Genomic DNA, 26,286 nt, shown 5'->3' on the forward strand with positions numbered 1-26,286 from the left:
ATCGACGGGTGCAGCTGAGACAGGCAACCGAGCTCACCCCGGAGGACACCGGGGACAGGCTGGTCGACATCGTCGTCGCCACCTCACGGCTCAACCGCCTGGCCGGAGTACTCGGCGGCATCGATCTTCCGCACGCCGTCATGCGGGCCCTCGGGACCCTCGACGAGTACGGCCCCCTGCGGATCAGCGAGTTCGCTCGCCTCGACCGATGCTCGCAACCGGCAGCAACGGCGCTGATCGGACGGCTGACCGACGCCGGTCTCGCCACGCGGACCAAGGATCCCGACGACTCCAGAGCCGTGGTCGTCGAACTCACGCCCGCGGGACGAGACCGGCTGGCCGCCGCCCGGGACCACCTCGGAAACTCCCTCGCCGCACGCCTTCCCGACCTCGATCCGGCCCTGCTCACCCGCCTGAGCCGAGACCTGAACGACCTCGCCGAGGCCTTCAAGGCCGCCGGAGCCTGAATCCGGCACCTCGCAACTCGACCGAAAGCAGCTGCGACTCACCATCATTCGTAGATGAGGACTCTCCAGTGACCACCAGCCCGATCACCCGGCCCGCCTTCCCCGCGGCCGTCGGCCCCGACAACGCCGCTATGTCGACAACCAGCGCCGCCACCTCGAAACCCAAGCAGCCCAAATCGGTGTGGGCCGTCGCCTTCGCCTCGGTCATCGCCTTCATGGGCATCGGGCTGGTGGATCCGATCCTCAAGCCGATCGGCGAGCAGCTGCACGCCTCACCGTCCCAGGTGACACTGCTGTTCACCAGCTACATGCTGGTCACGGGCGTGGCCATGCTCATCACCGGTGTCATCTCCAGCCGCGTCGGGGCCAAGAGGACCCTGCTGGCCGGCCTGGCCATCATCGTCGTGTTCGCCGCTCTCGCAGGCAGTTCCAGCACGGTCGGGCAGATCGTGGGCTTCCGCGCCGGCTGGGGTCTGGGCAATGCGCTGTTCATCGCCACCGCGCTGGCCACCATCGTGGGTGCGGCCACCGGCGGCGTCGCCCGCGCCATCATCCTCTACGAGGCGGCGCTGGGCATCGGCATCGCGTCGGGTCCGCTGGTGGGCGGCTTCCTCGGCCACTTCACCTGGCGCGCACCGTTCTTCGGCGTCTCGGTCCTGATGGCGGTCGCGTTCATCGCCCTGGTGGTGCTGCTGCCGGAGTCGCCGAAGCCCGCGCAGCCGACCTCGATCGTCGCGCCGTTCAAGGCCCTCACCTACCCGGGCCTGCTGCTGGTGAGCGTGACCGCGCTGCTCTACAACTACGGCTTCTTCACCCTGCTCGCGTACACCCCGTTCCCTCTGAACATGGGCACCTATTCGATCGGATTCATCTTCTTCGGCTGGGGTCTGCTGCTCGCCCTGTCCTCGGTGGTGTTCGCCCCGAAACTGCAGCGCGCCTTCGGAACCGTGCCCATGATGGCGCTCGCGCTCGCCCTGTTCGCGGCGGATCTCGCGGTCATGGCCGTGTTCACCGACCACAAGCCGGTTCTCATCGTCGGCACCGTCCTGGCGGGCCTGTTCCTCGGCGTCAACAACACCCTGATCACCGAGGCCGTCATGGAGGCCGCCCCCGTCGAACGCTCCACCGCCTCGGCCGCCTACAGCTTCGTCCGCTTCGCCGGCGGCGCGGCCGCCCCCTACCTGGCAGGCAAACTCGGCGAACACCAGGCGTCCCTCCCCTTCTGGGTCGGCGCCGCCTGCACCGCCGCCGCGGTCGCCGTCCTGTTCTCCGGCCGAAAGCTCCTGTCCCACATGGACGATCACGCCCCCGCGACCCACAGCCAGGCGGAGGCCCAGGCCATCACCTTCGGCGAAGACTGATCCGTCCACGCCGCGGACCGCATCCCAAGGGGTGCGGTCCGTTCACATATCCGCACGTCGCCACCCCTGACGATTACTTTCGACGGTCCGGGTCGTCTGAATATCGACATCGCTACGTCCCGGGGAGCTGCCATGCCGTCGACCGTGTCCGGTGATCTCGATCGCGAGGAATTCCTGCGCGCCGCCGAGGCGTATCGCGGCGAGCTGATCGCGCACTGCTATCGGATGGTCGGCTCGGTGCACGAGGCCGAGGACCTGGTACAGGAAACATATCTGCGAGCCTGGCGGGGTTGGGAGGCATTCGAGGGGCGAGCGTCGACGCGGAACTGGCTGTATCGGATCGCCACCAACCTGTGCCTGACCGCGGTCACGAACAAGCAGCGCCGGGTACTGCCATCCGGATTGGGGCCCGCCGCGGCGGGATCCGGAGCCAAACTGGAACAGCTGTGGCTGGAACCGTTCCCCGAGCGCTGGCCGGATACGGACCCGGCCGAGATCGTCGCCGGTCGGTCGAGTCTGCGGCTGGCGCTCGTGGCAAGCCTGCAGCATCTGCCGCCACGGCAGCGGGCCGTGTTCATCCTGCGGGAGGTGCTGGCCTACCCGGCCGCGGAGGTCGCCGACATGCTCGGCATGAGTCTCGCGGCGACCAAGAGCGCACTACAGCGGGCCCGCGCCAAACTCGACGAGGTGTCCCCGCGAGCGGACGCGGTGATCGAACCGGATTCCCCGCACGCGCGGGCCCTGCTGGAGCGCTATCTCACCGCGTTCGAGAACGCGGACGTGGCCGGGCTCACCGAGCTGCTGCGCGACGACGCCATTCTCGAATCCACCGCGACGGGCCGCTGGCTGGCGGGCAAGACGCACTGCATCGAGCGGCTGCTGATCTGGGCGCGCTCCGGGGAGTACCGGCTGTATCCGGTGATCGCGAACGGGCAGCCCGCCATGGTCGCCTACCGGGGCGAGCACGCGGACCCGGCGCTCACCGCGTTCGGCGTGGTGGTGCTGGCCGTCGACGACCGGCACGTCACCCACGTGACCGCCTTCATCGACCCGGGCATGGTGCGCCACTTCGGGTTTCCCGAGGTCGATCCGGGGCACTGAGGGCGGCGATTCCTTTCGCGGGCCGGCGTGGTCTCTATCCCGAACACCCTGCGCACCTTCGCATCCGCATTCATTCAGAAGTGAGGTAGACCCATGTTCCTGCTCACCGGAGTCACCGGCGCGGCCGGTTCCATCGTCCTGCGCGAGTTCGTGAAACAGCAGGTCCCGGTTCGCGTGCTGGTGCGCGACCCCGCCAAGGCCGTGCAGCTCGCCGCGGCGGAACCGACAATAGAGGTCGTGGTCGGCGACATGCTGCACGCCGACACTCTCGGACCCGCCATGGAGGACGTCGACCGGGCGCTGATGATCTCCTCCCCGCGCGACCGCATGCTGGAAACCCAGTGCCGATTCATCGACGCCGCCAAACAATTCGGGGTGCGGCACATCGTGAAATTCGGCGGCAAGGAATCCGGAACCACCTTCGATCTCACGGCTTTTCGCGGCACCCGCTGGCATTTGGAGATCGAGGCCTATCTGGAGGCTTCCGGCCTCGAATGGACGCATTTGCGCCCCAGCCAGTTCATGCAGATGTACCTGCCGGAGGCGCTGACCGGAGTCGACAGTGCCCGCCACGCGCTGGTCATGCCGATCGGTGCGAGCAGACTGGCCCCGGTCGACATCCAGGACATCGCCGAAGTCTGCGTCGCCATGATGCGGGCCGAGGGCATCGAAGGCCAGGCGTTCGACATGACCGGCCCCGAGGCCCTGACCTCCATCGAGATCGTCGAACAGCTTTCCGCAGCAACGGGAACCACGTTCACCTACGAGCTCGTGACCCGCCGGCGCAAACGCGAGCTGCACGCCGAGCAGGGTCTACCCGGCCCGGTCATCGACCTGCTCGACGAGCTCTACGCCGGCCGCGCCGGATCCCCCGAAGCCCATATCGACGTGTCCACCCACGAACGCTTCGGCGTCACCCCAACCACCTTCGCCGAATTCGCCCGCCGCAACGCCCCGGCATTCACCGCCTGACCCGGGCAAACCCGATGCGGGCCGTGCCATTCCGGTTCGGTCCGCGTTCGGTTCGACCCCGTACGATCCCGCTCATGAACCAACCGATGCCGCCGCAACAGCCATACCAGCAGCAGTACCCGCAGCAAGGCCAACAGCCGTATCCCCCGCAGGGCCAGGCCCCCTACCCGCAGCAGGGCCAGCCGCAACCGCAGCAGCAGCCTGGCCCGCAGTTCCCGATCCTGGTCTCCACCATGAACGATGTCCCCGGCCAGGAAATCGTCAAGGTGATCGGCGAGGTCGCGGGCCTGACCGTCCGCAGCCGCGGCCTGGGCGCCAACTTCGCAGCCGGCTTCCGTGCCCTGGGCGGCGGCGAAATCCACGAATACACCCAGCTGCTGTACCAGTCGCGACACGAGGCCATCATGCGAATGTGCCAACATGCCATGGCCTATGGCGCGAACGCGGTGATCGCCATGCGCTTCGACTGCAACGAAATCGCCAACACCATGAGCGAGGTCGCCGCCTACGGCACCGCGGTCGTCGTCAAACCCACGCAGTAAACACCGGGCTCGACAGCTATCCCTCCTTGCCGAGAATCTCAGTTATCGAGCTCGCGGTGAGCGAACGATCGAACCAGGCATCGAGAGATCCACGGTCATCAACTGCCTCCATGTCTGTGCGGCCGGGGTATTGCCCAGACCGAGCTCGCCGGAGCCGGCCGGGACCGTGGCGGAACCGTCTGGGTAACTTCGGAAAAGCCGGTGCATCGCTTCATGTTTCGAGCTGACCATGAGCACGACGGTAGGTCGGTTATCGAAAGATTGTTCGATAACCGGTCATCTCGACGGGAATCGCCCGATTCGTTGTGGGAATCGGTGTGGCGCAGGGGATTCGGGTCAGTGGTGGAGGATTTCGACGTTGCGGACCGGCTTCTTGCGGCCGAATTTGGCGCGCAGGGGGTAGATCGCCATGACTGCCAGGAGGCTGATGGTGGAGGCGATGAGCTGGTTGCGCTGGTCGGGGTTGCGGGCCATGGCTACGAAGACGGCGAAGAGGGCGATGATGACGGCCCAGCTGATGTAGGGGTAGCCCCACATGCGGTAGGTGAGGGCGGAGGGGTCCTCGCGGCGGAGGCGGGCGCGAAGTCGCAACTGGGAGAACATGATCGCCACGTAGACGAAGGCCAGGACGACGCCGATGGAGTTCACCAGGAAGGTGAAGACCTGGTCGGGTGAGACGTAGGAGGCGATGACCGCACCCCAGGCGGCGACGGTGCCGAGCAGGACGGCCCGGGCGGGGACGCCGCGCTTGTTCAGCTTCACCAGGGAGGCGGGGGCGTCGCCGTCGCGGGTGAGGACGTAGAGCATGCGGGAGGAGACGTAGATGGCCGAGTTCAGCACCGACAGCACCGCGGTCAGGATGACGACCTGCATGATGGTGCCGGCGGCCGGAATCCCGATGTGCTCGAGCGCGCTCACGAACGGGCTCGTCAGTACCTTGGCGTCGTTCCACGGCAGGATGGTCACCACCAGGAAGATCGAGGCCACATAGAACAGGCCGACCCGCCACAGCACATTGTTGGTGGCGCGGGCCACCGCCGGGCCCGGCTCCTTGGATTCCGCGGCCGCCACCGTCACGATCTCGGTGCCACCGAACGCGAACATCACCACCACGATGGCGGAGAAGACGCCGCCGATCCCGTTGGGCGCGAAGCCGCCGTGCCCGGTCAGGTTGGCGAAACCCGCGTCCGAGCCCGGCCACAGCCCGAACACCCAGGCCAGTCCGATGGCCAGGAAGGCCACGATCGCCACCACCTTGATGGAGGCGAACCAGAACTCGAACTCGCCGAACGACTTCACCGACACCAGGTTGACCACGGTCATGACGATCAGCAGCCCGGCGGACAGGACCCACTGGTCGAGGTCGATCCAGTTGCCGAGAATGGCCGCGCCGGCCACCGCCTCGGCCCCGACCAGGATCACGTAGAGGTACCAGTACAGCCAGCCGACGGTGAATCCGGCGAACGGTCCCATGGCCATCCGCGCGTACTCGCCCATGGATCCGGCGACCGGGCGGGCCACCACCATTTCGCCGAGCGCCCGCAGTACGCACAGCACGACGAGTCCGGCGCCCGCGTAGGACAGGATGGCGGCGGGCCCGGCGGTCTGGATGACCGAGCCGCTGCCCACGAACAGGCCCGCACCGATCGCGCCGCCGATGGCGATCATCGTCATGTGCCGGCGCCGGAGTCCGGTGCGCAGTCCCTGCTGCTCGCCGCCCGGTTCCGTCAGCTGGGCACTGCCGGGTTCCGGCTTCAGGGCACTGCCGGGCTCCGGCTTCAGGGCACTGCCGGGCTCCGGCTTCTGGACACTGCCGGTTTCCGACATCAGACCGCCACCTTCTTGTGTTGCTCGAGTGTTGCCCGAACACCATATCGGCCCTGGTCAGGCAGGGAAAATCGCCGGTCGGGCCACGGTTTCCCGGGCTGTCGCCGGTACGCGAATCCTGCTCCCCGACAGCGGTTTACCCACCGGCGTACCGTCAGGAGGTATGACCGAGACACAGCGTGGCCGGGTACGCGTCGAACCGAGCGCCAAGCGGGTACGCGCCTACCTGGGCGGTCACCTGGCCGCCGATACCGTCAATCCGACGCTGGTATGGGAGGGACCCCACTACCCCACCTACTATCTGCCGGTCGCCGACCTGCGGGTGAAGCTGGAACCCAATGGCAAGACCCGCCACTCCCCCAGCCGCGGGGACGGCACCGAATTCGATGTGATCGCCGACGACGTCACCGCGGCGGGCGCGGCCGTCCGGCACCTGGACTCCCCGATTCCGGAACTGCGCGACCTGGTGAAGCTGGACTTCCAGGCCATGGACGAGTGGTTCGAGGAGGACGAGCCCATCTACGTCCACCCCCGCGACCCGTACACCCGGGTGGACATCCTCGCCAGCTCCCGCCACATCCGGGTCGAACTGGACGGCCAGACCCTGGCCGATTCGCACTCCCCGCGCATCCTGTTCGAGACCGGGCTGCCCGCCCGCTACTACCTGCCGCTCACCGATATCCGCATGGACCTGCTGCGGCCGTCGTCAACCAGGACGTCGTGCCCGTACAAGGGCCACGCCGAGTACTGGAACATCCAGCTGGGCGAGACCAGCCACCCGGACCTGGTGTGGATCTACCGCACCCCGCTGCCGGAGAGCCAGAAGATCGCCGGGCTGGCCTCGTTCTACAACGAGAAGGTCGACATCTGGGTGGACGGCGAGATGGTGCCGCGCCCCAAGACGCCGTTCAGCTGAAACCCTCAGTCCCCCAGGATCTCCGACACCAGCCGGGGCAGCGCCGCCCCGATCGGGTCGCGCACGATCTCGGCGGCGTAGTCGTCGTAGGGGGTCGGCTCGTTGTTCACGATGACCAGGTCGGCCCCCGCGTCCACCGCCACCGCGCACATGGACGCGGCGGGCTCGACCTGGAGTGAACTGCCCACGGCCAGAAAGATTTCGGCATTCTCGGCGATCTGCACCGCCGCGCGAATGGCGGCGGTGTCGAGCTGCTGGCCGAACATGACGGTGGCCGCCTTCAGGATGCCGCCGCAGTCCGGGCACGCCGGATCCGGCTCGCCCGCGGCCACCCGTTCCAGGGTGGCGGCCATGGAATCGGTGAAATCGCAGTCGATGCAGACGACTTCGAACATATTGCCGTGGATCTCCACCACGCTGTCCGACCCGGCCCGGTGGTGCAGCCGGTCGATGTTCTGCGTGATGATGCCGACCTCCCGCCCCGAGGCAGCCAGCCGCACCAGGGCCTGATGTGCCGCATTGGGTGTCGCCCGCCAGGCCGGATTGTCCCGCCGCGCCAGCCAGGCCCGGGTGCGTAGCTCCGGATCCGCCACATAGTTCTGATACGTCGACAGCAGCTCCGCGATCGGATCCTCGGTCCAAACCCCGCGCGGCCCACGGAAATCCGGTATTCCGGAGTCGGTCGAAATCCCCGCGCCGGTCAAGACGCCGATCGGTCCCCTGCGTGCACGCCAGTCCGTCACACTGCTCAGCCTATGCCGACCCCACCCAGCCCGCCGCCTGTCCACCGTCTGCCGCGTGACGAGCCGGTCCCGCGTTCAGACCGCCAGAACAGCGGGTTCATCGTCGACGCGGCGGTATTGCCCGGGGGCCGAGCCGTACTGGCGTTTGAAGGCCTTGGCGAAGGCGAATTCGCTCTGGTAGCCGACCTTCCTCGCCACGCCGGCCAGCGGGGTGTCGGTCTCGCGCAGCAGCCGCGCCGCGGTGAGCATGCGCCAGCGGGTCAGATAGGACAGCGGCGGCTCGCCGACCGTGGCGAGGAAGCGGCGAGCGAGGGTGGCGCGACTGACCCCGGCGACGGCGCTCAGCTCCGGGACCGTCCAAGCCCGTTCCGGCGCAGCGTGAATCGCGCGCAGCGCATCGGATACGGCGGGGTCGCCGAAGGCGCCGGCCCAGCCGGTCGGCGCAGTGGACTGTTCGTCGAACCAGGCGCGCAGCATGAACAGCAGCAGGGTGTCGAGCAGCGCGGGGATGGCGGCATCGGTGCCGGGTCGCGGTTCGGCGATCTCGGCGGCGAGCAGATCGACGGCGGACCGCAGGGCCGGGTGGCGACCGGGACGGGCCGGGAGGTGGATGAATTCCGGCAGGTCGTCGAGCAGCGGGTGGCTGCGGTGCCGCCCGAGCTCGTACGCACCGCACACCAGCGCCGTCCGCGCACCCGGACCCGCGATCTCGCGCGGCTCGCCCGGCACGGCGACCTCGGTGATCGGCGTCCCCAGCGCGTCGACCAGATCATGGTTCTCGCCGCGCGGCATGAACAGCACATCGCCGGCCCCCAGCGCGACCGGCTCCCCGTCGGGCGGCAGCACCCAGCACGAACCCTGAAGCACCACATGGAATCCCGCGCCGGGCACCTTCGGATAGCGACGGCCCCACGGCGCGTGCCGGGTGAAGAGTCCCGAGGCCGGGTTGCCGGTGCGGATGGCGGCTACGGTCTCGCTGAGGATGTCCACATCGGCACCATACCGCTCACTTCATGAGCGTTTCGAGCATCGTTCTGAGTAATTCAGCCATTCATGTGCTCACTTCACGCGAATAACTTCATCCACATGACGACACAAGAAACCACGCAGACCCCCACCATCGCCGTGTACGGCGCGAATGGCCACACCGGCGGCTACATCCTGTCCGAGCTGGATCGCCGCGGCCTGACCCCGATCCTGGTGGGCCGCAATGCCGATCGGCTACGCGCCGCTGCCGACGCGGCCGGGCTGCCGCAAGCCGAGATCCGGATCGCAGTGGCCGACGATCACGCCGCCCTGGTCGCGGCGTTCACCGGTGCGGATGTGGTGATCAGCAGCCTGCCCGCCTACGTGGACCTCGGCGAGCCCATCCTGGCCGCCGCCCTCGACGCGGGTACGCATTATGTCGACATTTCGGGCGAGCAGCTGTTCCTCCGCCGGGTCCTCGACGAGTACGGCCCGCGCGCCGAGCGTGCCGGGGTGACGGTCCTCTCCTCGGTGACCGACAGCAATCTCCCCGCCGATCTGCTCGCGGATCTACTCGCCGCGCGTCTCGCCGGACCGGTCGGCTTCGTGATCAGCCACCACAGCCGCAGCGGCGGGGACGGCTCTCGCGGCAGCGCGAAAACACTACTGGCCAGCCTGGATTGGTTCCGCGCGGGCGGCTGGCACTATGCCGACGGCGAGTTCCGCACCGGCCCGGCGGATCCGGCGCCCATGCTGTACCCCGGCGATATCAAGCCGACCGAGGTGGCCAAGTTCGCCTTCCCCGCCGTGCTCACCATCCCGCGCCACACCGACGCCGCCGCCGTCACCGGCGCCGTCGACAGCGTGTTCCGGGCGAACATCACCGGCCTGACCGCCGAACTGGTCGCCGGCCTGCCGGAAAAGCCGAGTGCGGCTTCGGATCTGCGCTACGACATGATCGTGGACGCCACCGCCGCGGACGGCCGGACACGGCGCGGCGTGGTCAGCGGGGTCGATTCCTACCGGGATTCGGGCCTGATGGCGGTCGAAGCGGCCGTGCGGCTCGCCGGCGGCGCCGTGCAGCCGGGTGTGCTCACGCCCTCGGAGGCCTTCGACGCCGCGGACTTCCTGGATTCGCTCGCGCCCCGCGGCATCACCTGGACGATCACCGGGGCATGAGACGGCCGTCGACGACGCCTGGCCGAACGCGCTCGCAGTAAAGGGAATTCGGTCGAGCCCCGCAATACAGTGGGGACCATGAGCGACGACCGTCCGAAGCTGGCCGCTGAACTGGATATGGTGCCGCATCCCGAGGGCGGCTGGTATCGGGAAACCTGGCGCAGCGGAGTGGAATTCGAGCCGGAAGGCTACCCGGGCCCGCGCGCGACCGGCACGGCCATCTATTTTCTGCTGCTACCCGGCGAGAAGTCCGCGCCGCACACGGTGACGTCGGACGAGATCTGGTTCTGGCATCGGGGTGGTCCCCTGCTGCTGAACATCGGGGGTGAGGAGATCGTCCTCGGACCCGATGTCGAACAGGGGCAACGCCCCCAGGCGGTGGTTCCCGGCGGAATCAGCCAGGCCGCCCGTCCGGCAGGTGACGACTACGTGCTGGTGAGTTGTGTCGTCTCCCCCGGATTCGATTTCGCCGACTTCCGGCTCGACTGAACCGCGAACCTACACGAAGCAAGGAAATCGGTGGTTCGACGACTCTCAGTCGTCGATCCCGAGCAGACCCTCCGCGACCGCGTGGTCGATGGTCTTCTCCAGGTTCGGGCAGGAGTCCGGTTTACCGGTGGTCGGCCCGGCCTCGGCCAGCTTGCGGAAGACCGGGCAGTGCGCGGCCGGATCGACCGTCCACTGCACCGTCTTCTGATTGTGGCTGTGCTTGCGCACGAGCACCTCGGTGCCGCAGGTCTGGCACGCGATCGGTGTCAGCCCAGACTCCATGTAGTGCTCTTTGTCGAGGACCGTCTGGGCGCGCACCTGTGCTCGCTGTTCCGGACGGTCCGCGAAATCGGGTGCCTTCGCCCAGCCGGTCATCAGACGTTCGCCTCCTGCGCGGCGGCCTCGTCGGCCTCCCGCTTCTTCCGCAGGTTCTCCTCGACCTCGAGACCCCAGGCCTCGTTGGCCTTGGAGGTGTCGATCTCGAATTCGAAGCGCTGCACCGACTTCGGGTCGATGTCGGCGACATCGACGTAGAACTGGTCGTACCAGCGACGCAGCTGGTAGACCGGCCCGTCCTCCTCGGTCAGCAGCGGGTTGTCGATCTTGGACTTGTGCTTCCAGATCTCGACGTCCTGCAGGAAGCCCTCGCTGACGCCCTCGGTCATCTTGGCCGCGAACATCTGCGCCTGCTCCTCGGGCAGCCCCTTCGGCTTCTCCAGCGAGACGCCCCACTGCAGCATGAAGGAGTTCTGCGTGACCGGGTAGTGGCAGTTGATGAGGACCGTCTTGACCTCGAAGCCGCTGTAGATATTGAGCAGCGGGTTGATCATGTACGACGGCCCGAAGTACGACGCCTCGGACTTGAGCAGCACGTCGATGCCGGCCTTGGCCGCGTTGCCGATATCCGGCCGGGCCTTGGTCTCCAGGTACTGGGTGGCGACGTGACCCTCGAGCACGTTCTTGAAGAACGTGGGGAAGGCGTAGTGGATATAGAAGAAGTGCGCCATATCCACGATGTTGTCGATGATCTCGCGGCAGTTGGAGCCCTCGATCAGCAGCGAGTGCCAGGTCCAGTCGGTCCAGCCCTCGTTGAGCGTCTCCGAGGAGCTGCCGTCGGCATTGGTGTAGGGACCCTCGATGTACGGGATGGTCACCTCGTCCGGCGGCGGGTTGCCCTCGTGGTCGTGCCAGACGAACAGCTGGCCGTTGCGCTCGAGCGTGATCCACGCGCGGGTGCGGGCCAGCGGGGGCACGCGCCGCGCGTAGGGGATGCCGGTGCACTTGCCGTCGCCGCCCCAGCGCCAGTCGTGGAACGGGCACGCGATGGAGTCGCCCTTGACCTCACCCATGGAGAGGTCGCCGCCCAGGTGACGACAGTAGGAGTCCAGTACCTTCAGTTCGTTCTGGCTGTTCATGAAAACGACCAGCTTGGTACCGAATACGTTGACCGCATGCGGCTTGCCGTCACGGAAGTCCTTGGCAAGGCCGAGGCAGTGCCAACCCCGGGCGTAGCGGGTGGGCATCGAGCCCACGTCGATCTCGCGGACCTTCCCGCGGGGCCCTTGGGCGCTTGTCGCCATCGTTGATCCTCCTATGGATGTACTAGAACACGTTACAAAATCGACTCGCGGTTGGCCAGCGATAGGTCCCACTACCTGGATAGGGGCGCTCTGAGCTGCGCTTGTACTGCGTTCTCGACAGGAATAAGAACGTGTTCTACTCTCAGGGGCAAACGAAGACCGCTTCCCGTAACACCAGGCAGGAGCAACTGGCGAGATGACGCAAGAAGTAGTTGAGCGGGTCGAGGCGCTGCTGCCGACCCTGCGTGAGCGCGCCCAGGAGACCGAGGATCTGCGCCGCCTTCCCGACCAGACCGTCAAGGATCTGCAGGCGACCGGCTTCTTCAAGCTCGTGCAGCCCAAGCAGTGGGGCGGCTACGCCTGCGACCCGGTGATCTTCTACGACACCGTCCGCAAGATCGCCAGCGCGTGCGGCTCCACCGGCTGGTGCGCCGGCATCCTCGGTATCCACAACTGGCACCTGGCGCTGTTCGACCAGCGCGCGCAGGAAGAGGTGTGGGGCAACGACACCGAGGTCCGGATCTCCTCCTCCTACGCCCCGATGGGCGCGGGCGTGGTGACCGAGGACGGCGAGGGCTACATCGTCAATGGTTCTTGGGCCTGGTCCTCCGGCTCCGACCACGCCGACTGGGTGTTCGTCGGCGGACCGGTCATCAAGAACGGCAAGCCGGTCGACTTCGGCTCGTTCCTGATTCCCCGGAGCGAGTACAAGATCAACGACGTGTGGCACGTGGTCGGCCTGCGCGGCACCGGCTCCAACACCGTCGTGGTCGAGAACGTGTACGTGCCCCGGCACCGCTTCCTCAGCATGCGAACCATGGGCGAACTGAAATCGCCTGGCCTGGAGCAGAATACCGACCCGCTGTACAAGATGCCGTGGGGCAGCATCCACCCCGCGACCATCACCGCGCCGATCATCGGCATGGGCTACGGCGCCTACGAGGCCCACGTCGAGCACCAGGGCAAGCGCGTCCGCGCCGCCTTCGCGGGTGAGAACACCAAGGACGACCCGTTCGCAAAGGTCCGGATCGCCGAGGCCGCCAGCGACATCGACGCCGCCTGGCGTCAGCTGTCGGGCAATATCGCCGACGAGTACGCGTGCATCGTGGCGGGCAAGGACGTTCCGTTCGAGATGCGCGCCGCCGCCCGCCGTGACCAGGTGCGCGCCACCGGCCGCGTGATCGCCTCCGTCGACCGCCTGTTCGAGGCCGCCGGCGCCACCGCGCTGGTGGAAGGCACTCCGCTGCAGCGCTTCTGGCGTGACGCCCACGCCGGCCGCGTGCACGCCTCGCAGGACCCGGAGCGCGCCTACGTCATGTACGGCACCCACGCCTTCGGTCTCCCGGTCACCGACGGAATGGTGTAATCCCCATGACCGCAGTGGGAGAAATCACCTACGAGTCCACCTCGCGCTTCGCGCAGGTGCGGCCGGACCTGAAGCTGCACTACCACGAGGCCGGGGTTGGCAACGGCCCCACCATCGTGCTGCTGCACGGCGGCGGCCCGGGCGCGTCCTCGTGGTCCAACTTCGCCAAGAACATTCCGGTGCTGGCCAAGGACTTTCACGTCCTCGCGGTCGACCAGCCGGGCTTCGGCCAGTCCGACAAGCCGACCGAGCACCCGCAGTACTTCGTGCACTCGGCGTCGGCGCTGAAGGACCTGCTCGACACCCTCGGCATCACCGAACGCGTACACCTGCTGGGCAATTCGCTCGGCGGCGGCGCGGCCACCCGCTTCGCGCTGGACTACCCGGACCGCGCCGGCAAGCTGGTGCTGATGGGCCCGGGCGGCCTGTCCACCAACCTGTTCGCGCCGGACCCCACCGAGGGCGTGAAGCTGCTGTCCAAGTTCAACTTCGAACCCACGAAGGAGAACCTGGAGGCGTTCCTGCGGATCATGGTCTTCGACCAGAAGCTGATCACGCCGGAACTCGTCGAGGAGCGCTTCGCGTCGGCCTCGCAGCCGGAGTCGCTGGCCGCCACCCGCGCCATGGGCAAGTCCTTCGCCGGACCCGATTTCGCCAAGGGCATGATCTGGCGCGACGCGTTCAAGCTGCGGCAGCCGGTGCTCATGATCTGGGGCCGCGAGGATCGGGTCAACCCGATCGACGGCGCCCTGGTCGCCTTGAAGATGGTGCCGCGCGTGCAGTTGCATGTCTTCGGCGGTTGTGGACACTGGGCGCAGCTGGAGAAGTTCGACGAATTCAACCGCCTGGCAACCGACTTCCTGCTCGGCGTCAAGGAGAAGTGAGCATGAGTATCAAGGCGCTCGGCTACATGCGCATCGAGGCCACCGATATGGCGGCCTGGCGCGAGTACGGCCTCAAGGTGCTCGGCATGATGGAGGGCGACGGGCTCAACCCCGACGCGCTCTACCTGCGCATGGACGATTTCGCCGCACGCCTGGTGATCGTCCCCGGTGAGCAGGACCGGCTGCTGGTCTCGGGCTGGGAGGTCACCGACGCCCGCGGGCTGCAGCAGCTGCGCGAGACCCTGTCCAAGGCCGGGGTCGCCTTCACCGAGGGCACCAAGGAGGAGCTCGGCGAGCGCCGGGTCGAGGGCATGATCCGGTTCCAGGATCCGGCCGGCAACACCCTCGAGGCGTTCTACGGCGCGCAGTACCTGGGCCGCCGCTTCGTGAGCCCCTACGGCCACAAGTTCGTCACCGCCGAGCAGGGCCTGGGCCACGTGGTCCTCACCTGCACGGACGATGCTGCGGCACAGGCGTTCTACCAGGACGTGCTGGGCTTCCGGCTGCGCGACTCCATGCGGCTGCCTCCGCAGCTGGTGGGCCGTCCCGCCGACGGCGACCCGGCCTGGCTGCGCTTCTACGGCTGCAACCCGCGCCACCACGCGCTGGCGTTCCTGCCGCTGCCGAACCCGACGGGCATCGTGCACCTCATGGTCGAGGTGGAGAACTCCGACGACGTCGGCCTCTGCCTGGACCGCGCCAACCGCAAGAAGGTGAAGATGTCGGCCACCCTCGGGCGGCACATCAACGACAAAATGCTCTCGTTCTACATGAAGACGCCGGGCGGGTTCGACATCGAATTCGGCTGTGAGGGACTGGAAGTCGACGACCACTCGTGGATCGCGCGGGAATCCACCGCGGTCAGCCTGTGGGGCCACGACTTCAGCGTCGGATTCAAGTAGCGAGACGAACAGGGGCGGCCAATGACCACCGACGCCAATCCCGTCATCGACGGGCGTCAGTTCCGGAACGTGCTGGGGCAGTTCTGTACCGGCATCACCGTCATCACCACCTTCGACGGCGTCGACGGCGCGCGGGCCCCCATCGGCTTCGCGTGCCAGTCGTTCGCCGCCCTGTCCCTCGATCCGCCGCTGGTGCTCTTCTGCCCCACCAAGGAGTCCCGCTCCTGGGCGGCGATCGAACGCAACGGCAGCTTCGCCGTGAACATGCTCGCCGAGGAGCAACAGCCGGTGTGCGCCCGCTTCGGCTCCCGCGAACCCGACAAGTTCGCCGGAATCGACTGGCACACCTCGGAACTGGACCTCCCGGTGCTGGACGGCGCGTTGGCCACGATCCAGTGCACTGTGGACAACGTGCTCGACGGCGGCGATCACTACATCGTGATCGGCCGGGTCCGGGCCCTGTCGGAGTCCACCGACTCCGGCAGGCCGCTGCTCTTCTACCGGGGCCAGTACACGGCCATCGAACCGGAGAAGACGACGCCCGCGCCCTGGCGCGCGGACCTCGAACACTTCCTCACGACCACCACTCTCGATACGTGGTTGTGAAGATGACCAACTCTCGGTAGCTCTCAGGGGCTTCACCCCTCAACCCAACTACCCAGACAATGCGAAGGGCCCCTTGTAGATTCATCCACAGGGGCCCTTCCACATGTGTACAAGTCAGGCGGCGGCGCGGGCTTGGCGACGATATTGGCCTGGGGCCAGGCCATATTCGCGTTTGAACGCCTTCCCGAACGCGAACTCCGAGCTGTATCCCGCTCGGGCCGCGACCTTTTCGATGGCCAGCTCGTCCTCGCGCAACAGGCGGGCCGCCGTGGTGAGCCGCCAGCGGGTCAGGTACGCCAGCGGCGGTTCGCCGACCATGGCATTGAACTTGCGGGCGAACGCGGCGCGGGACAGGCCCGCATGGTCGGCGAGGGACTGCACGGTCCAGGGCGCGGCCGGATCGCCGTGCATGGCTTCGAGGGCCGGGGCGACGGCCGGATCACGCAGCGCCGCAGCCCATCCCACCGCCTCGGATTGCGGCTGCTCCTCGATCCAGGCGCGCAGGATGTACAGCAGCAGCGAGTCGATCAGCGCCGGCACGATGCCGTGCGACCCGATGCGCGGATTGTCGAGCTCCGCGCCGAGCAGCTGGATCGCGGCATTCAACTCCGGGTGCCGGCCGTGGCGGGCGGGCAGATGGATCACCTCCGGGAGTTGCCGTAGCAACGGATGCGGCCGCTGCCCGTCGAGGTGATAGTTGCCGCAGAGCAGACTGGTGGCCGGGCCGTCCCCGCCGATCTGCAACGCGCCCACCGGCGGACGCTGCGTGTACTGCTCGGGCCGGGGAACCTCCGGAGGGGTGTCCGGGTGGTCGGCGAGAATATGCCCCGCCCCGTCCCGGACGAAGACCACATCACCGGGCCCGAGCGCGATCGGCCGGGCACTGCTGTCCGAGGGATAGAACCAGCAGGTCCCGTGCAGCACCACATGGAATCCCGCACCCGCCGTCGGCGGCAGCTGCAGCGCCCACGGCACCCGCCCATCCGTCCGCACCGAGTTCGGCGCACCGGTCCGCATCGAAGTCAGGGCCTCACTCAGCACATCCATGACCGATCTCCTTCACCTCGAACCCGTGCCCTGCAACCCGGATCCCGCCCCGATTATTCGCCCCGCCCCTCACTCGACGGTCAGCACCACTTTGCCGACCGTCTGCCCCGACGCCACGATCTCGTGCGCCTTCCCCGCCTCCTCCAGCGGCAGCGTCTCGGCAATGGTCGGCCGCAGCTTCCCCGCGTCGACCAGCTCCGCGATCTGCTCCAGCGCCCAGTAATCCGGTTCCACAGAAACACCCGCGAACCGGCGCCCGGCTTCCTTCACAGCCCGCTCCAGCTCCGGGTTCACATGCTCGAGAATGGTCACCAGCACCCCACCCGGCTTCAACACCTGAAGCGACCGTGCACCATCGGCGACAGAGTCGAAGACAATGTCGACATCCTTCACGACCGCGGTGAAATCGGTTGTCCGGTAATCGATCACCTCATCGGCGCCGAGGCTCTTCACATAGTCGTGCTTCCCGGCACTGGCCAGCGCGATCACATACGCACCCCGCGCCTTCGCAATCTGCACCGCCAGATGCCCGACCCCACCGGCCGCCCGGTGAACCAGCACCCGATCCCCCTCCCCGACCCCCGCCTTGTCCACCAGCCCCTGCCACGCGGTCAGCGCCGCCAGCGGCAGCGCCGCAGCCTCAACATGACTCAGCGACTTCGGCTTCCGAGCCACCTGCCGCGAGGGCGTAGCCACATACTCCGCGTAACCCGTTGCGGCCCTGGGGAAGAACGGCATCCCATAAACCTCTTCCCCAATCTCATACCGCGCCCCCGGCCCAGCCGCCTCCACCACCCCGGAGATATCCCACCCAACCCCGAACGGCGGCTCCCCCAGCAACGGGAACGCCCCCGACCGCACCGCCACATCAACAGGATTGACCGCACTGGCCTTCACCCGAACCAGCACCTCCCCCGAAAGCAACTCCGGCTTCTCGACCTCCACAACCTCCAGCACCTCAGGCCCACCGAAGCTCTTCTGAACCACCGCACGCATCGCTCTGTCCTCCAACGCTTTTCCCCGGCCCGTTCATCGAACCGAACGAGGACAACGCTAGGCGGAAGCTGCAAGACCCTGAATGGCCTCAGATCTCTCATTTTTATCCAATCGTATCCATTGGAAGACGTAGAGCCAGTTGATGCCAGACCAATCCGAATACCAGCGGATCGGGAACGCAGGCCCTCTAAGGTTGTGCCATGTCCCGCCTGGACCGTGCCGCCGGGATGCCCACTGCCGAAATCCTCGACGACTACCCAGACCTCGAACCCGACGACCTCCTTGCGGTCCTCGAGTATGAAGCCACCCTGCGCAGATCGAGGTGACGAGGGAACCGCTGGATCAGGGAGTTCCCAGTCGACGATGAGGCTGGCCGGTTATGGCTGCGATGCAATCGAAGTCGCGGTCGCGGTGCAGCAAGGTCAGACCCCTGAGTTCGGCGGTAGCCGCGACGACGAGGTCGACCGGTCCCGCGCTGCGGCGCTGCCCTCGACTGGTCAACTCGCCCTGCACTTCCCATGCCCGCCGGTAGGCACGATCGTCGACCGGCTCCCAGCCGAACAGAATGCGAATCTGCTCGATCAGCGACTCGCGATCGGCAATCGAACGCGCACTGTAAAAGAACTCGAGTTCGGTGATCGGGCAGATCGCGATCAGCCCTGCGGCGGCGACGCGCTGCCACACCACCCCGTCCGGCTCCTGACGCAGCAGCGGGACCAGAGCGCTCGTGTCGATGAGGAACTGCGCCCCGTTCACCGGCGATAGTTCCGCTTGTCTTCGAATATCTCCACATCGATCGCGCCATCGGCGACCAGTTCCTGTAGCCGCGTCAGCGCGACCGCACGGCGGCGGATCTCGAGAATTTCCCGAAGGGCCGCATTCACGGTGTCTTTCTTCGTCGTTGTCCCAAGGGCCTTCGACGCGTCGGCTACCAGCTGATCGTCAAGGTCGATCACCGTCCGAGCCATGAGCCACCTCCAGATATACAAGCCTGAATCGATGACATCAGGTTAGATACATCAAGGGCGGGCAGATCGGCAGAAGACGCTGGTCAGCTTACTGATCGGTCATTGAACCGGTGCCGAAAACGCCGCTGGGCCGCAACCGGAGTCGGTTGCGGCCCAGCGAAGGGGTGGGGTCAGGCGTTGGCGGCCGACTTTTCCTTTTCGCGCTGGAGTTCCAGAGCGATGTCGATGAGCTGGTCTTCCTGGCCGCCCACCAGCTTGCGCTGGCCGGCGCGGACGAGCATTTCGGCGGCGGAGACGCCGTAGCGCTCGGCCTGGCGCTCGGCGTGGCGCAGGAACGACGAGTAGACGCCGGCGTAGCCCATCATGAGGGCCTGGCGATCGAGGAGGCATTCGCTCGGCATGGCCGGGCGGACGACATCCTCGGCGGCATCGGTGACGGCGAAGAAGTCGACGCCGGTCTTGATGCCGAGCTTGTCGCAGACGCCGATGAAGGCCTCGACGGGGAGGTTGCCCGCGCCCGCGCCGAAACGGCGTGCGCTGCCGTCGATCTGGGTGGCGCCGGCGCGCACGGCGTAGACCGAGTTGGCGACGGCCAGGCCCAGGTTCTCGTGGCCGTGGAAGCCGACCTGCGCGTCATTGCCGAGCTCGGCGACCAGGGCGGAGACGCGGTCGGTGACCTGCTCCAGCACCAGCGCACCGGCGGAGTCGACGACGTACACGCACTGGCAGCCCGCGTCGGCCATGATGCGGGCCTGCTTGGCGAGGTTCTCCGGGGTGGTGGAGTGCGCCATCATCAGGAAGCCGACGGTCTCGAGGCCGAGGTCGCGGGCCATGTTGAAGTGCTGGATCGAGACGTCGGCCTCGGTGCAGTGGGTGGCGATGCGGCAGATGCTCGCGCCATTGTCCTGCGAGATCTTGATGTCTTCCTTGACGCCGACGCCCGGCAGCATGAGGAAGGCGATCTTGGCCTGCTTGGCGGTCTCCGCGGCAGCCTTGATCAGTTCCTGCTCAGGGGTTTTCGAGAAACCGTAGTTGAACGAGGAACCGCCCAGGCCGTCACCGTGGGTGACCTCGAGGACCGGCACGCCCGCCGCGTCGAGGGAGGCGACGATGTCGCGCACTTCCTGCACGGTGAACTGGTGCCGCTTGTGGTGCGAGCCGTCACGCAGGCTGGTGTCGGTGACCCGGATGTCCAGATCCGCCGAGAACGGCTTCGCCACCGCGAGCGGTGAATTGGATTCAGCGTTCGAATTGCTCACTGTCGGAACTCCTTACACCCGAGCCGAGATGATCTGGTCGGCCAGCACATTGCCCACCTGAGTGGCGGCGGCCGTCATGATGTCGAGGTTGCCCGAGTACGGCGGCAGGAAGTCGCCCGCGCCCTCGACCTCGACGAAGATCGAAACCTTTGCCATGCCACCGGAAACCAGCGACGGCTCGTCGAACTGCGGCTCGTTGAGCAGCCGGTAGCCGGGCACGTACTCCTGGATGGACTTCTCCATCCGGTGCACCGACTCGGTGATGGCGTCGCGGTCGGCGTCCTCGGGGATGGCGCAGAAGATGGTGTCGCGCATGATCATCGGCGGCTCGGCCGGGTTCAGGATGATGATCGCCTTGCCACGCTTCGCCCCACCGATGGTCTCGACACCGGCGGAGGTGGTCTTGGTGAACTCGTCGATGTTCGCGCGAGTGCCGGGACCGGCGGACACGGAGGACACCGACGCCACGATCTCGGCGTACTCGACGGGAACCACGCGAGAAACCGCGTGCACCATCGGAATGGTCGCCTGTCCACCGCAGGTGATCATGTTGACGTTCATCTCGTCGCGCAGCGAGTCGAGGTTGACCGGCGGAATCACGGCCGGGCCCACGGCGGCGGGGGTGAGGTCGATGGCGCGGATGCCGGCCTCGGCGTACTTGGGCGCGTAGGCCCGGTGCACGTACGCGGAGGTGGCCTCGAACAGCAGGTCCGGCTTCTCCGGCAGCGCCAGCAGCCAATCCGCGCCCTCGGCGGAGGTCTCCAGGCCCAGGCCGCGGGCGCGCTTGAGGCCCTCGGACTCCGGGTCGATGCCGATCATCCAGCGCGGCTCGATCTTCTCCGAACGCAGCAGCTTGTACAGCAGATCGGTGCTGATATTGCCGGACCCGACGATCGCGGCGGTGACTTTGCTTGCAGTCACGGCTTTCTCCTACTCGGTGAGGTCAGTGTCTGTGCGACGCGGCCTGATCGGCTCAGGTCTACGCGAAACCCAGATGGACGGAACCGAGTCCGGCGAACTCGGCGATGAACTCGTCGCCCGGGCGGGCGTCGATGGCGCGGGTGCAGGAGCCGGGCAGCACGATGTCGCCCGCCTTCAAACGCACGCCGAACGAGGCGACCTTGCGCGCCAGCCACGCCACCGCGATGGTCGGATCACCCAGCACGGCGTCGGAGCGGCCCTCGGCGATGACCTCGCCATTGCGGGTCAGCACGGCGTCGATGTTCTTGATATCCAGCTGATCCGGTGAGACCCGCTGCTTGCCCAGCACGTAGCCGGCGGAGGACGCATTGTCGGCGATGGTGTCGCAGAGCGCGATCTTCCAGTCCTTGATGCGGGTGTCGATGAGCTCGATGGAGGGCGCGTAGGCGACGGTGGCCTTGCGCACGTCCTCCTCGGTGCAGTCCTCGCCGGGCAGGTCGGCGCCCAGGATGAAGCCGACCTCGACCTCGACGCGCGGGTACAGGTACTTGGAGGTGTCGACCGGAACGTCTTCGAAGACTTCCATCTCCGCGAGCAGGTGCCCGTAGTCGGGTTCGTCCACGCCCATCATCTGCTGCATGGCCTTGGAGGACAGGCCCACCTTGTGGCCCACGACCTTGGCGCCGCCGTCGAAGCGCTGCCGCATATTGATGAGCTGGATCTCGTAGGCATCGACCACGTCGATCTCGGGATGCCGCACGGCCAGCGGATCGATCGGAACCCGGGTCCGCTCGGCCGCCGCGAGCTCGTCGGCCAGTTCCTTACGTAGCGCGTCGGTCAGCACGCTGTGTTCCTTCCATCGGGGGTACCGGCCGGTGGCCATCCAGTAACGAGACTAGAAACTGAAACGAGTTTTTGTGAATAACGTCGCTTCAGCAGTCCCATCTGCCAGACCAACATAGACCAAACCAGGATCGATTCTATAACGTGTTCTACATGACTGATCGGGATTACGACGTGGTGGTGGTCGGCAGCGGTGCCGCCGGTATGTCCGCCGCCCTCACCGCTGCGCACCACGGTCTGCGCACGGTGCTCATCGAAAAGGCCGCTCATTACGGCGGTTCTACCGCGCGATCGGGCGGTGGCGTCTGGATTCCCGGAAACAAGGTGCTGAAGGCCGCGGGCCGTGGGAACGACCTCGACGAGGCGCGCACCTACCTGTACAGCATCATCGGCGACGTGGTGCCCAAGGAGAAGATCGACACCTACATCGATCGCGGCGCCGAAGCCTTCGACTACGTGCTCGACCACTCCGCCCTGAAGATGACCTGGGTACCCGGCTACTCCGACTACTACCCGGAGGCACCGGGCGGCAAGGCGGACGGCCGCAGCTGCGAGCCCAAGCCGTTCAACCTCAAAGTCCTGGGCCAGGAGCGCTTCAAGCTGGAGCCGGCCTACAGCAAGGCGCCGCTGAACGTCGTCGTCATGCAGGCGGACTACAAGAAGCTCAACCTGATTCGCCGGCACCCGGTCGGCATCGCGCGCGTGCTGCGCGTCGGCACCCGCTGGGCGTGGGGCAAGGTCACCGGCAAGGCGCTGGTCGGCATGGGCCAGGCCATCATCGCCGGCCTGCGCAAGGGCCTGCTGGACGCGAATGTGCCGGTGCTGCTGAACACCCCGCTCACCGGACTGGTCATCGACAACGGCGTGGTCACCGGCGTCGACGCCGAGGAGAACGGGCAGGCCGTCCGGTTCAACGCCAAGTACGGCGTCATCCTGGCCAGCGGCGGTTTCGAGCACAACGCCGACATGCGGCACAAGTACCAGCGCGAGCCCATCACCACCGAGTGGACCACGGGCGCGGCCGCCAATACCGGCGACGGCATCCGGGCCGGCATCGCGGCGGGCGCGGACATCGACTTCATGGACGACGCCTGGTGGGGTCCGACCACCTTCCGCGGTGAAGGAAAGCCCTGGTTCTGCCTCGCGGAGCGGAATCTGCCCGGCAGCATCATGATCAATACGCAAGGTCAGCGATTCGGTAATGAGTCCGCTCCTTACGTCGAGGCTGTGCACACCATGTACGGCGGCGAATACGGGCAGGGTGAGGGTCCGGGCGAGAACGTGCCGTGCTGGCTGGTGTTCGATCAGCGCTACCGGTCCCGGTACATCTTCGCCGGATTGCAGCCTGGCCAGCGGATTCCGTCCCGCTGGATGGAAAACGACCTGATCGTCGTCGCGCCCACGGTGGCCGAACTGGCCGAGAAGATCGGCGTCCCCGCCGACCAGCTGGCCGCCACCATCGAGCGCTTCAACGGCTTCGCCGCGACCGGCAAGGACCTCGACTACAACCGCGGCGACAGCGCCTACGACCGGTACTACGGCGACCAGACCATCAAGCCGAACCCGTGCCTGAACAAGCTCGAGGTCGGCCCGTTCTACGCGGTGAAGATGGTCCCCGGCGACCTCGGCACCAAGGGCGGCTTGGTCACCGACAACGATGCCCGCGTGCTGCGCGAGGACGGGACCGCCATCGAGGGCCTGTACGCCGCCGGCAACACCTCGTCCCCGGTCATGGGCCACACCTACGCCGGTCCCGGCGCGACCATCGGCCCCGCCATCACCTTCGGCTACCTGGCCGCCCTCGATATCGCCGCCAAGGCGAAGAACGGCACGCCGGTGGCCGAGACGGTGTCGTCCCAAGAAGCGTCCTGAACCGTCCCAACCCGGTTCAGGATCGGGTTGGGCGCGAGTCGGGTCACGTCGAGTCCGCGCCCAACCCACCCCGCATGCCCCGCCGTACCGCTCTATCCCGGCGGGGGCGCGGACAACTGAACAGCCCGTGCCCGCCGCCGCGAACGCTCTTTCCCGCGGCGGGCCGGGAACCAGACTTTCGAGCGCGACCCGGTCAGCGGGGCGGCGGCTTGCGGGGAGGCGAGCCGCGCCGGACCATCGGACGCGAGTGACGAGGAGAACCTTTCATGCCCATCGATTTGAGTGTCGCGCTCGGCGCGCAGATCCCCGCGCGCGAATTCAGCTGGTCCGCCAGTGATGTGCAGACCTACAACCTGGCGCTCGGCGCGGGCAACCGCTGGACCGACGCCGCCGAGCTGCGCTACGTCGACGATCGCGAGCCGCAGGTGCTGCCGTCGTTCGCGACCGTCGCGCCGTCCTTCCACGAGACCGAGCCGCCGAAGGTGAAGTTCGACGGCATCGACATCGATCTGGCGAAGGTCGTGCACGGCAGCCAGGAGATCATCGTGCACCGCCCGATCCCGGCCTCCGGCAAGGGCAGCATCTCCGGCCGCATCAGCGAGATCTGGGACAAGGGCTCCAATGCCGTCATCTGGCGTGAGGACACCGCCGTCGGCTCCGACGGCGAACCCCTGTGGACGTCGCGCTCCTCCATCTTCGCCAAGGGCGAGGGCGGCTTCGGCGGCGACCGCGGCCCCAGCGCGAAGACCGAACTTCCGGACCGGGCACCGGATTTCGAGGTCCTCACTCCCACTCTCCCGCAGCAGGCGCTGCTCTACCGCATGTGCGGCGACCGCAACCCGCTGCACTCGGACCCCGAATTCGCCCGCAATGCCGGCTTCCCCAACCCGATCCTGCACGGCCTGTGCACCTACGGCCTGGTCCTGAAGACCGCGACCGACACGGTCCTCGCCTCGGATGTGTCCCGCGTCAAGGGTTTCCGCGCCCGCTTCGCCGGCGTCATGTACCCCGGTGAGACCCTGCGCTCCCGAATCTGGCAGCAGGACGGCGAACTCGTCATCGCGGTCACCGTCGTCGAGCGCGACGACGCCCCCGTTCTCGCGGACGTGGTCCTCACCCACTCGTAACCCGAACAGAGCTTCAAGATCAGGGAGCTCTCACTGCGGAAATCGGACAGATTTCCTCGGTGGGAGCTCCCTGATCTTGTTGGGCAGTGGGTGTTCGGAGTCCAGGCTCTGGAGCTGGGGCGGTAGGCGTACCGGAGGGCGGCTACCAGGTCCTCGCGGGTGCGGGCGGGGCAGTCGGCGAGGAGTTCGAGACCCGGTGGGTGACACGGCAATCCGGCCATAAGCCGCATACCGGATATTGAGATGGCCGCAAACCTTCAGCGCGACAGCGGGATCGGCGACAGCTGAGTTGTTCAAAGCGGCCGAAATTCGATTGAACCTGACCCAAGACGCGCTGGAGGCGTAACGTCTTCAGGCATACGGTGAATATCTAGCTAACCAACTGAATATCTAGCTGACTACTACCGATAGACATGGAGAAGGTGAACAAATGGCCGCCTGGCAAGTGTTCACGGCCACTCTCGCAACGCTCGTGATCATGGCTGTCACCATCATGAGCCTGCACCACCCCCATCACGATCCGGACCGGCTCTCCGTAGAACGCATCCGCGATCGAATCAACAAGGAACGCAGCGTATTAGCGCTGGCAACTCCCGACACATCCGCCTGGTCGCACCTCGCTCCGGATCACCCGCTGGGCGTCCAGGAAGCCCATCGCACCATGCAGCAGCACCGCCGCTGCCCGGTTGCGGAGTGCGCGCGCAAAGCCGCGGCGTTCCGGGCGCTCATCGACGCCGGCCGCATCAAGCCGACCCGCATGCCCCCCGCCCTCCAGTAGTCGCCGCGGCGGCCGCCCCGCTCAGAGTCCGGACAGGTATCCGGGCGGGACGGCGGCCACCAGCCAGACCCCATTGGTGCTGACCCGGAATTCGTGCCCGTCGCGGTGCATCGCGCCGGCAGCCACGGTCAGTACCACGGGTCTGCCACGTCGTGCCCCGACCTTGACGGCGGTCTCGGTATCCGCCGACAGGTGAACGTCGTGGCGGCGCATGGGCTTCAGCCCCTCGGCGCGAATTCCGGGCAGGGCCGCGGCAACGGTGCCGTGGTAGAGAGCCACGGGCGGTACGGTCGCCCGATACTCCAGGTCAACGTCGACACTGTGCCCCTGACTCGCGCGGATCCGGGTCCCCGTCGCATCGAATTCGAAGCGGCGCTTGTTGTTCCGCGCCACCACCTCGTCCAGTTCGGGACGCGAGAGCGCCCGCCCGTGCCGGCCCAACGCCGACAGCAGCGTGGCGACGTCCACCCACCCGGCCGGGTCCAGCGCGATGCCGATGGCCTCGGGGGCATGCCGTAGGTGCCTCGACAACCGTTTCGAGGCCTTGATCATCTGTTGTTCGTCCATGGCGCGA

Annotated in this window: 29 protein-coding genes; 16 read left to right on the top strand and 13 right to left on the bottom strand. The window is 67.1% G+C overall.

Annotated elements, in window-relative coordinates:
- The first annotated feature begins 8 nt into the window (after positions 1-8).
- The 5 genes from ACFXIV_RS06575 to ACFXIV_RS06595 all read left to right on the top strand — a co-directional run bounded on the left by ACFXIV_RS06575 (position 9) and on the right by ACFXIV_RS06595 (position 4,443).
- Entirely contained in the window at positions 9-467 is a 459-nt protein-coding gene (locus ACFXIV_RS06575; RefSeq protein WP_357012346.1) for a MarR family transcriptional regulator, read from the top strand.
- A 131-nt stretch (positions 468-598) separates the two neighbouring features.
- Positions 599-1,828 (top strand): MFS transporter, encoded by a 1,230-nt coding sequence (locus tag ACFXIV_RS06580; protein WP_379398264.1) that lies wholly within the window; start codon positions 599-601, stop codon positions 1,826-1,828.
- 132 nt (positions 1,829-1,960) lie between these two features.
- The gene (locus ACFXIV_RS06585; protein ID WP_379398161.1) at positions 1,961-2,929 is read left to right on the top strand and encodes an RNA polymerase subunit sigma-70; all 969 of its coding nucleotides are present in this window, start codon (positions 1,961-1,963) and stop codon (positions 2,927-2,929) included.
- Between the two features lie 93 nt (positions 2,930-3,022).
- A complete protein-coding gene (locus ACFXIV_RS06590; protein ID WP_379398163.1) occupies positions 3,023-3,901 on the top strand; it encodes an NAD(P)H-binding protein in 879 nt (292 codons plus the stop codon).
- A 74-nt stretch (positions 3,902-3,975) separates the two neighbouring features.
- Positions 3,976-4,443, top strand: a complete 468-nt coding sequence (locus tag ACFXIV_RS06595; protein ID WP_379383172.1) for a YbjQ family protein — start codon at positions 3,976-3,978, stop codon at positions 4,441-4,443.
- A gap of 336 nt (positions 4,444-4,779) precedes the next feature.
- On the opposite strand, the gene ACFXIV_RS06600 is transcribed toward ACFXIV_RS06595, so the two are convergent.
- Positions 4,780-6,270, bottom strand: coding sequence for an amino acid permease (locus ACFXIV_RS06600; RefSeq protein ID WP_379398165.1), 1,491 nt, complete (start codon positions 6,268-6,270; stop codon positions 4,780-4,782).
- A 163-nt stretch (positions 6,271-6,433) separates the two neighbouring features.
- On the opposite strand from ACFXIV_RS06600, the gene ACFXIV_RS06605 reads away from it, so the two are divergent.
- The gene (locus ACFXIV_RS06605) at positions 6,434-7,186 is read left to right on the top strand and encodes a DUF427 domain-containing protein (RefSeq protein ID WP_379398167.1); all 753 of its coding nucleotides are present in this window, start codon (positions 6,434-6,436) and stop codon (positions 7,184-7,186) included.
- A 5-nt stretch (positions 7,187-7,191) separates the two neighbouring features.
- Here ACFXIV_RS06605 and ACFXIV_RS06610 read toward each other — a convergent pair whose 3' ends face one another.
- Together ACFXIV_RS06610 and ACFXIV_RS06615 are read right to left on the bottom strand one after the other, a co-directional pair.
- Positions 7,192-7,929, bottom strand: a complete 738-nt coding sequence (locus ACFXIV_RS06610; RefSeq protein ID WP_379398169.1) for an NAD-dependent deacetylase — start codon at positions 7,927-7,929, stop codon at positions 7,192-7,194.
- Positions 7,930-8,004: 75 nt separating this feature from the next.
- Complete coding sequence (locus ACFXIV_RS06615) at positions 8,005-8,919, bottom strand: AraC family transcriptional regulator (protein ID WP_379398171.1); 915 nt, start codon at positions 8,917-8,919, stop codon at positions 8,005-8,007.
- 96 nt (positions 8,920-9,015) lie between these two features.
- On the opposite strand from ACFXIV_RS06615, the gene ACFXIV_RS06620 reads away from it, so the two are divergent.
- Entirely contained in the window at positions 9,016-10,074 is a 1,059-nt protein-coding gene (locus ACFXIV_RS06620) for a saccharopine dehydrogenase NADP-binding domain-containing protein (RefSeq protein WP_379398173.1), read from the top strand.
- A 78-nt stretch (positions 10,075-10,152) separates the two neighbouring features.
- On the top strand, positions 10,153-10,563 hold the full coding sequence (locus ACFXIV_RS06625; RefSeq protein ID WP_379398175.1) for a cupin domain-containing protein: 411 nt from the start codon (positions 10,153-10,155) through the stop codon (positions 10,561-10,563).
- A 45-nt stretch (positions 10,564-10,608) separates the two neighbouring features.
- Here the strand turns inward: ACFXIV_RS06625 and ACFXIV_RS06630 are convergent, their stop codons facing one another.
- Positions 10,609-10,938, bottom strand: coding sequence for a hypothetical protein (locus ACFXIV_RS06630; RefSeq protein WP_379398177.1), 330 nt, complete (start codon positions 10,936-10,938; stop codon positions 10,609-10,611).
- A complete protein-coding gene (locus tag ACFXIV_RS06635; protein WP_364606341.1) occupies positions 10,938-12,143 on the bottom strand; it encodes a Rieske 2Fe-2S domain-containing protein in 1,206 nt (401 codons plus the stop codon). The genes ACFXIV_RS06630 and ACFXIV_RS06635 overlap by 1 nt, the downstream gene beginning before the upstream one ends.
- 196 nt (positions 12,144-12,339) lie before the next feature.
- Here ACFXIV_RS06635 and hsaA point away from each other — a divergent pair, with 196 nt between their 5' ends.
- From hsaA to hsaB, 4 genes are read left to right on the top strand one after another with little or no spacing between them, the layout of a single operon-like run.
- On the top strand, positions 12,340-13,509 hold the full coding sequence (gene hsaA, locus ACFXIV_RS06640) for a 3-hydroxy-9,10-secoandrosta-1,3,5(10)-triene-9,17-dione monooxygenase oxygenase subunit (protein WP_354831271.1): 1,170 nt from the start codon (positions 12,340-12,342) through the stop codon (positions 13,507-13,509).
- A gap of 5 nt (positions 13,510-13,514) precedes the next feature.
- On the top strand, positions 13,515-14,393 hold the full coding sequence (gene hsaD, locus ACFXIV_RS06645; RefSeq protein ID WP_379398179.1) for a 4,5:9,10-diseco-3-hydroxy-5,9,17-trioxoandrosta-1(10),2-diene-4-oate hydrolase: 879 nt from the start codon (positions 13,515-13,517) through the stop codon (positions 14,391-14,393).
- A gap of 2 nt (positions 14,394-14,395) precedes the next feature.
- Positions 14,396-15,295 (top strand): iron-dependent extradiol dioxygenase HsaC, encoded by a 900-nt coding sequence (gene hsaC, locus ACFXIV_RS06650; RefSeq protein WP_354831276.1) that lies wholly within the window; start codon positions 14,396-14,398, stop codon positions 15,293-15,295.
- Between the two features lie 21 nt (positions 15,296-15,316).
- Entirely contained in the window at positions 15,317-15,901 is a 585-nt protein-coding gene (gene hsaB / locus ACFXIV_RS06655; protein WP_379398181.1) for a 3-hydroxy-9,10-secoandrosta-1,3,5(10)-triene-9,17-dione monooxygenase reductase subunit, read from the top strand.
- 114 nt (positions 15,902-16,015) lie between these two features.
- Here the strand turns inward: hsaB and ACFXIV_RS06660 are convergent, their stop codons facing one another.
- Both ACFXIV_RS06660 and ACFXIV_RS06665 read right to left on the bottom strand, forming a co-directional pair.
- On the bottom strand, positions 16,016-16,948 hold the full coding sequence (locus ACFXIV_RS06660; RefSeq protein ID WP_379398183.1) for a cupin domain-containing protein: 933 nt from the start codon (positions 16,946-16,948) through the stop codon (positions 16,016-16,018).
- Between the two features lie 69 nt (positions 16,949-17,017).
- Entirely contained in the window at positions 17,018-17,944 is a 927-nt protein-coding gene (locus tag ACFXIV_RS06665) for an NADP-dependent oxidoreductase (RefSeq protein ID WP_379398185.1), read from the bottom strand.
- Positions 17,945-18,144: 200 nt separating this feature from the next.
- Between ACFXIV_RS06665 and ACFXIV_RS06670 the strand changes: the two genes are divergently transcribed.
- On the top strand, positions 18,145-18,270 hold the full coding sequence (locus ACFXIV_RS06670) for a DUF433 domain-containing protein (protein ID WP_379398187.1): 126 nt from the start codon (positions 18,145-18,147) through the stop codon (positions 18,268-18,270).
- A gap of 16 nt (positions 18,271-18,286) precedes the next feature.
- On the opposite strand, the gene ACFXIV_RS06675 is transcribed toward ACFXIV_RS06670, so the two are convergent.
- The 5 genes from ACFXIV_RS06675 to ACFXIV_RS06695 all read right to left on the bottom strand — a co-directional run bounded on the left by ACFXIV_RS06675 (position 18,287) and on the right by ACFXIV_RS06695 (position 21,936).
- Positions 18,287-18,700 carry a PIN domain nuclease gene (locus ACFXIV_RS06675; RefSeq protein WP_379398189.1) on the bottom strand — a complete coding sequence of 138 codons (414 nt, stop codon included), beginning with the start codon at positions 18,698-18,700 and terminating at the stop codon, positions 18,287-18,289.
- The gene (locus tag ACFXIV_RS06680; protein WP_040854392.1) at positions 18,697-18,912 is read right to left on the bottom strand and encodes a type II toxin-antitoxin system VapB family antitoxin; all 216 of its coding nucleotides are present in this window, start codon (positions 18,910-18,912) and stop codon (positions 18,697-18,699) included. The genes ACFXIV_RS06675 and ACFXIV_RS06680 overlap by 4 nt, the downstream gene beginning before the upstream one ends.
- 170 nt (positions 18,913-19,082) lie before the next feature.
- Positions 19,083-20,171, bottom strand: a complete 1,089-nt coding sequence (dmpG, locus tag ACFXIV_RS06685) for a 4-hydroxy-2-oxovalerate aldolase (RefSeq protein ID WP_379398191.1) — start codon at positions 20,169-20,171, stop codon at positions 19,083-19,085.
- Positions 20,172-20,183: 12 nt separating this feature from the next.
- The gene (locus ACFXIV_RS06690; protein WP_354831289.1) at positions 20,184-21,092 is read right to left on the bottom strand and encodes an acetaldehyde dehydrogenase (acetylating); all 909 of its coding nucleotides are present in this window, start codon (positions 21,090-21,092) and stop codon (positions 20,184-20,186) included.
- Positions 21,093-21,150: 58 nt separating this feature from the next.
- Positions 21,151-21,936: a 2-keto-4-pentenoate hydratase gene (locus ACFXIV_RS06695; protein WP_354831291.1), complete on the bottom strand. Its 786-nt coding sequence runs from the start codon at positions 21,934-21,936 to the stop codon at positions 21,151-21,153.
- Positions 21,937-22,088: 152 nt separating this feature from the next.
- Here ACFXIV_RS06695 and kstD point away from each other — a divergent pair, with 152 nt between their 5' ends.
- From kstD to ACFXIV_RS06710, 3 genes are all read left to right on the top strand, one after another.
- Positions 22,089-23,807, top strand: coding sequence for a 3-oxosteroid 1-dehydrogenase (gene kstD / locus ACFXIV_RS06700; RefSeq protein ID WP_379398193.1), 1,719 nt, complete (start codon positions 22,089-22,091; stop codon positions 23,805-23,807).
- A 266-nt stretch (positions 23,808-24,073) separates the two neighbouring features.
- Positions 24,074-24,934, top strand: coding sequence for a MaoC/PaaZ C-terminal domain-containing protein (locus tag ACFXIV_RS06705; RefSeq protein ID WP_364606357.1), 861 nt, complete (start codon positions 24,074-24,076; stop codon positions 24,932-24,934).
- A 430-nt stretch (positions 24,935-25,364) separates the two neighbouring features.
- Complete coding sequence (locus tag ACFXIV_RS06710; protein WP_379383201.1) at positions 25,365-25,712, top strand: hypothetical protein; 348 nt, start codon at positions 25,365-25,367, stop codon at positions 25,710-25,712.
- Positions 25,713-25,733: 21 nt separating this feature from the next.
- On the opposite strand, the gene ACFXIV_RS06715 is transcribed toward ACFXIV_RS06710, so the two are convergent.
- Entirely contained in the window at positions 25,734-26,279 is a 546-nt protein-coding gene (locus ACFXIV_RS06715; RefSeq protein WP_379398195.1) for an RNA 2'-phosphotransferase, read from the bottom strand.
- Positions 26,280-26,286: the final 7 nt, after the last annotated feature.

This window comes from Nocardia sp. NPDC059236 (assembly GCF_042754085.1).
In the GTDB taxonomy this organism is placed as follows: Bacteria; Actinomycetota; Actinomycetes; order Mycobacteriales; family Mycobacteriaceae; genus Nocardia.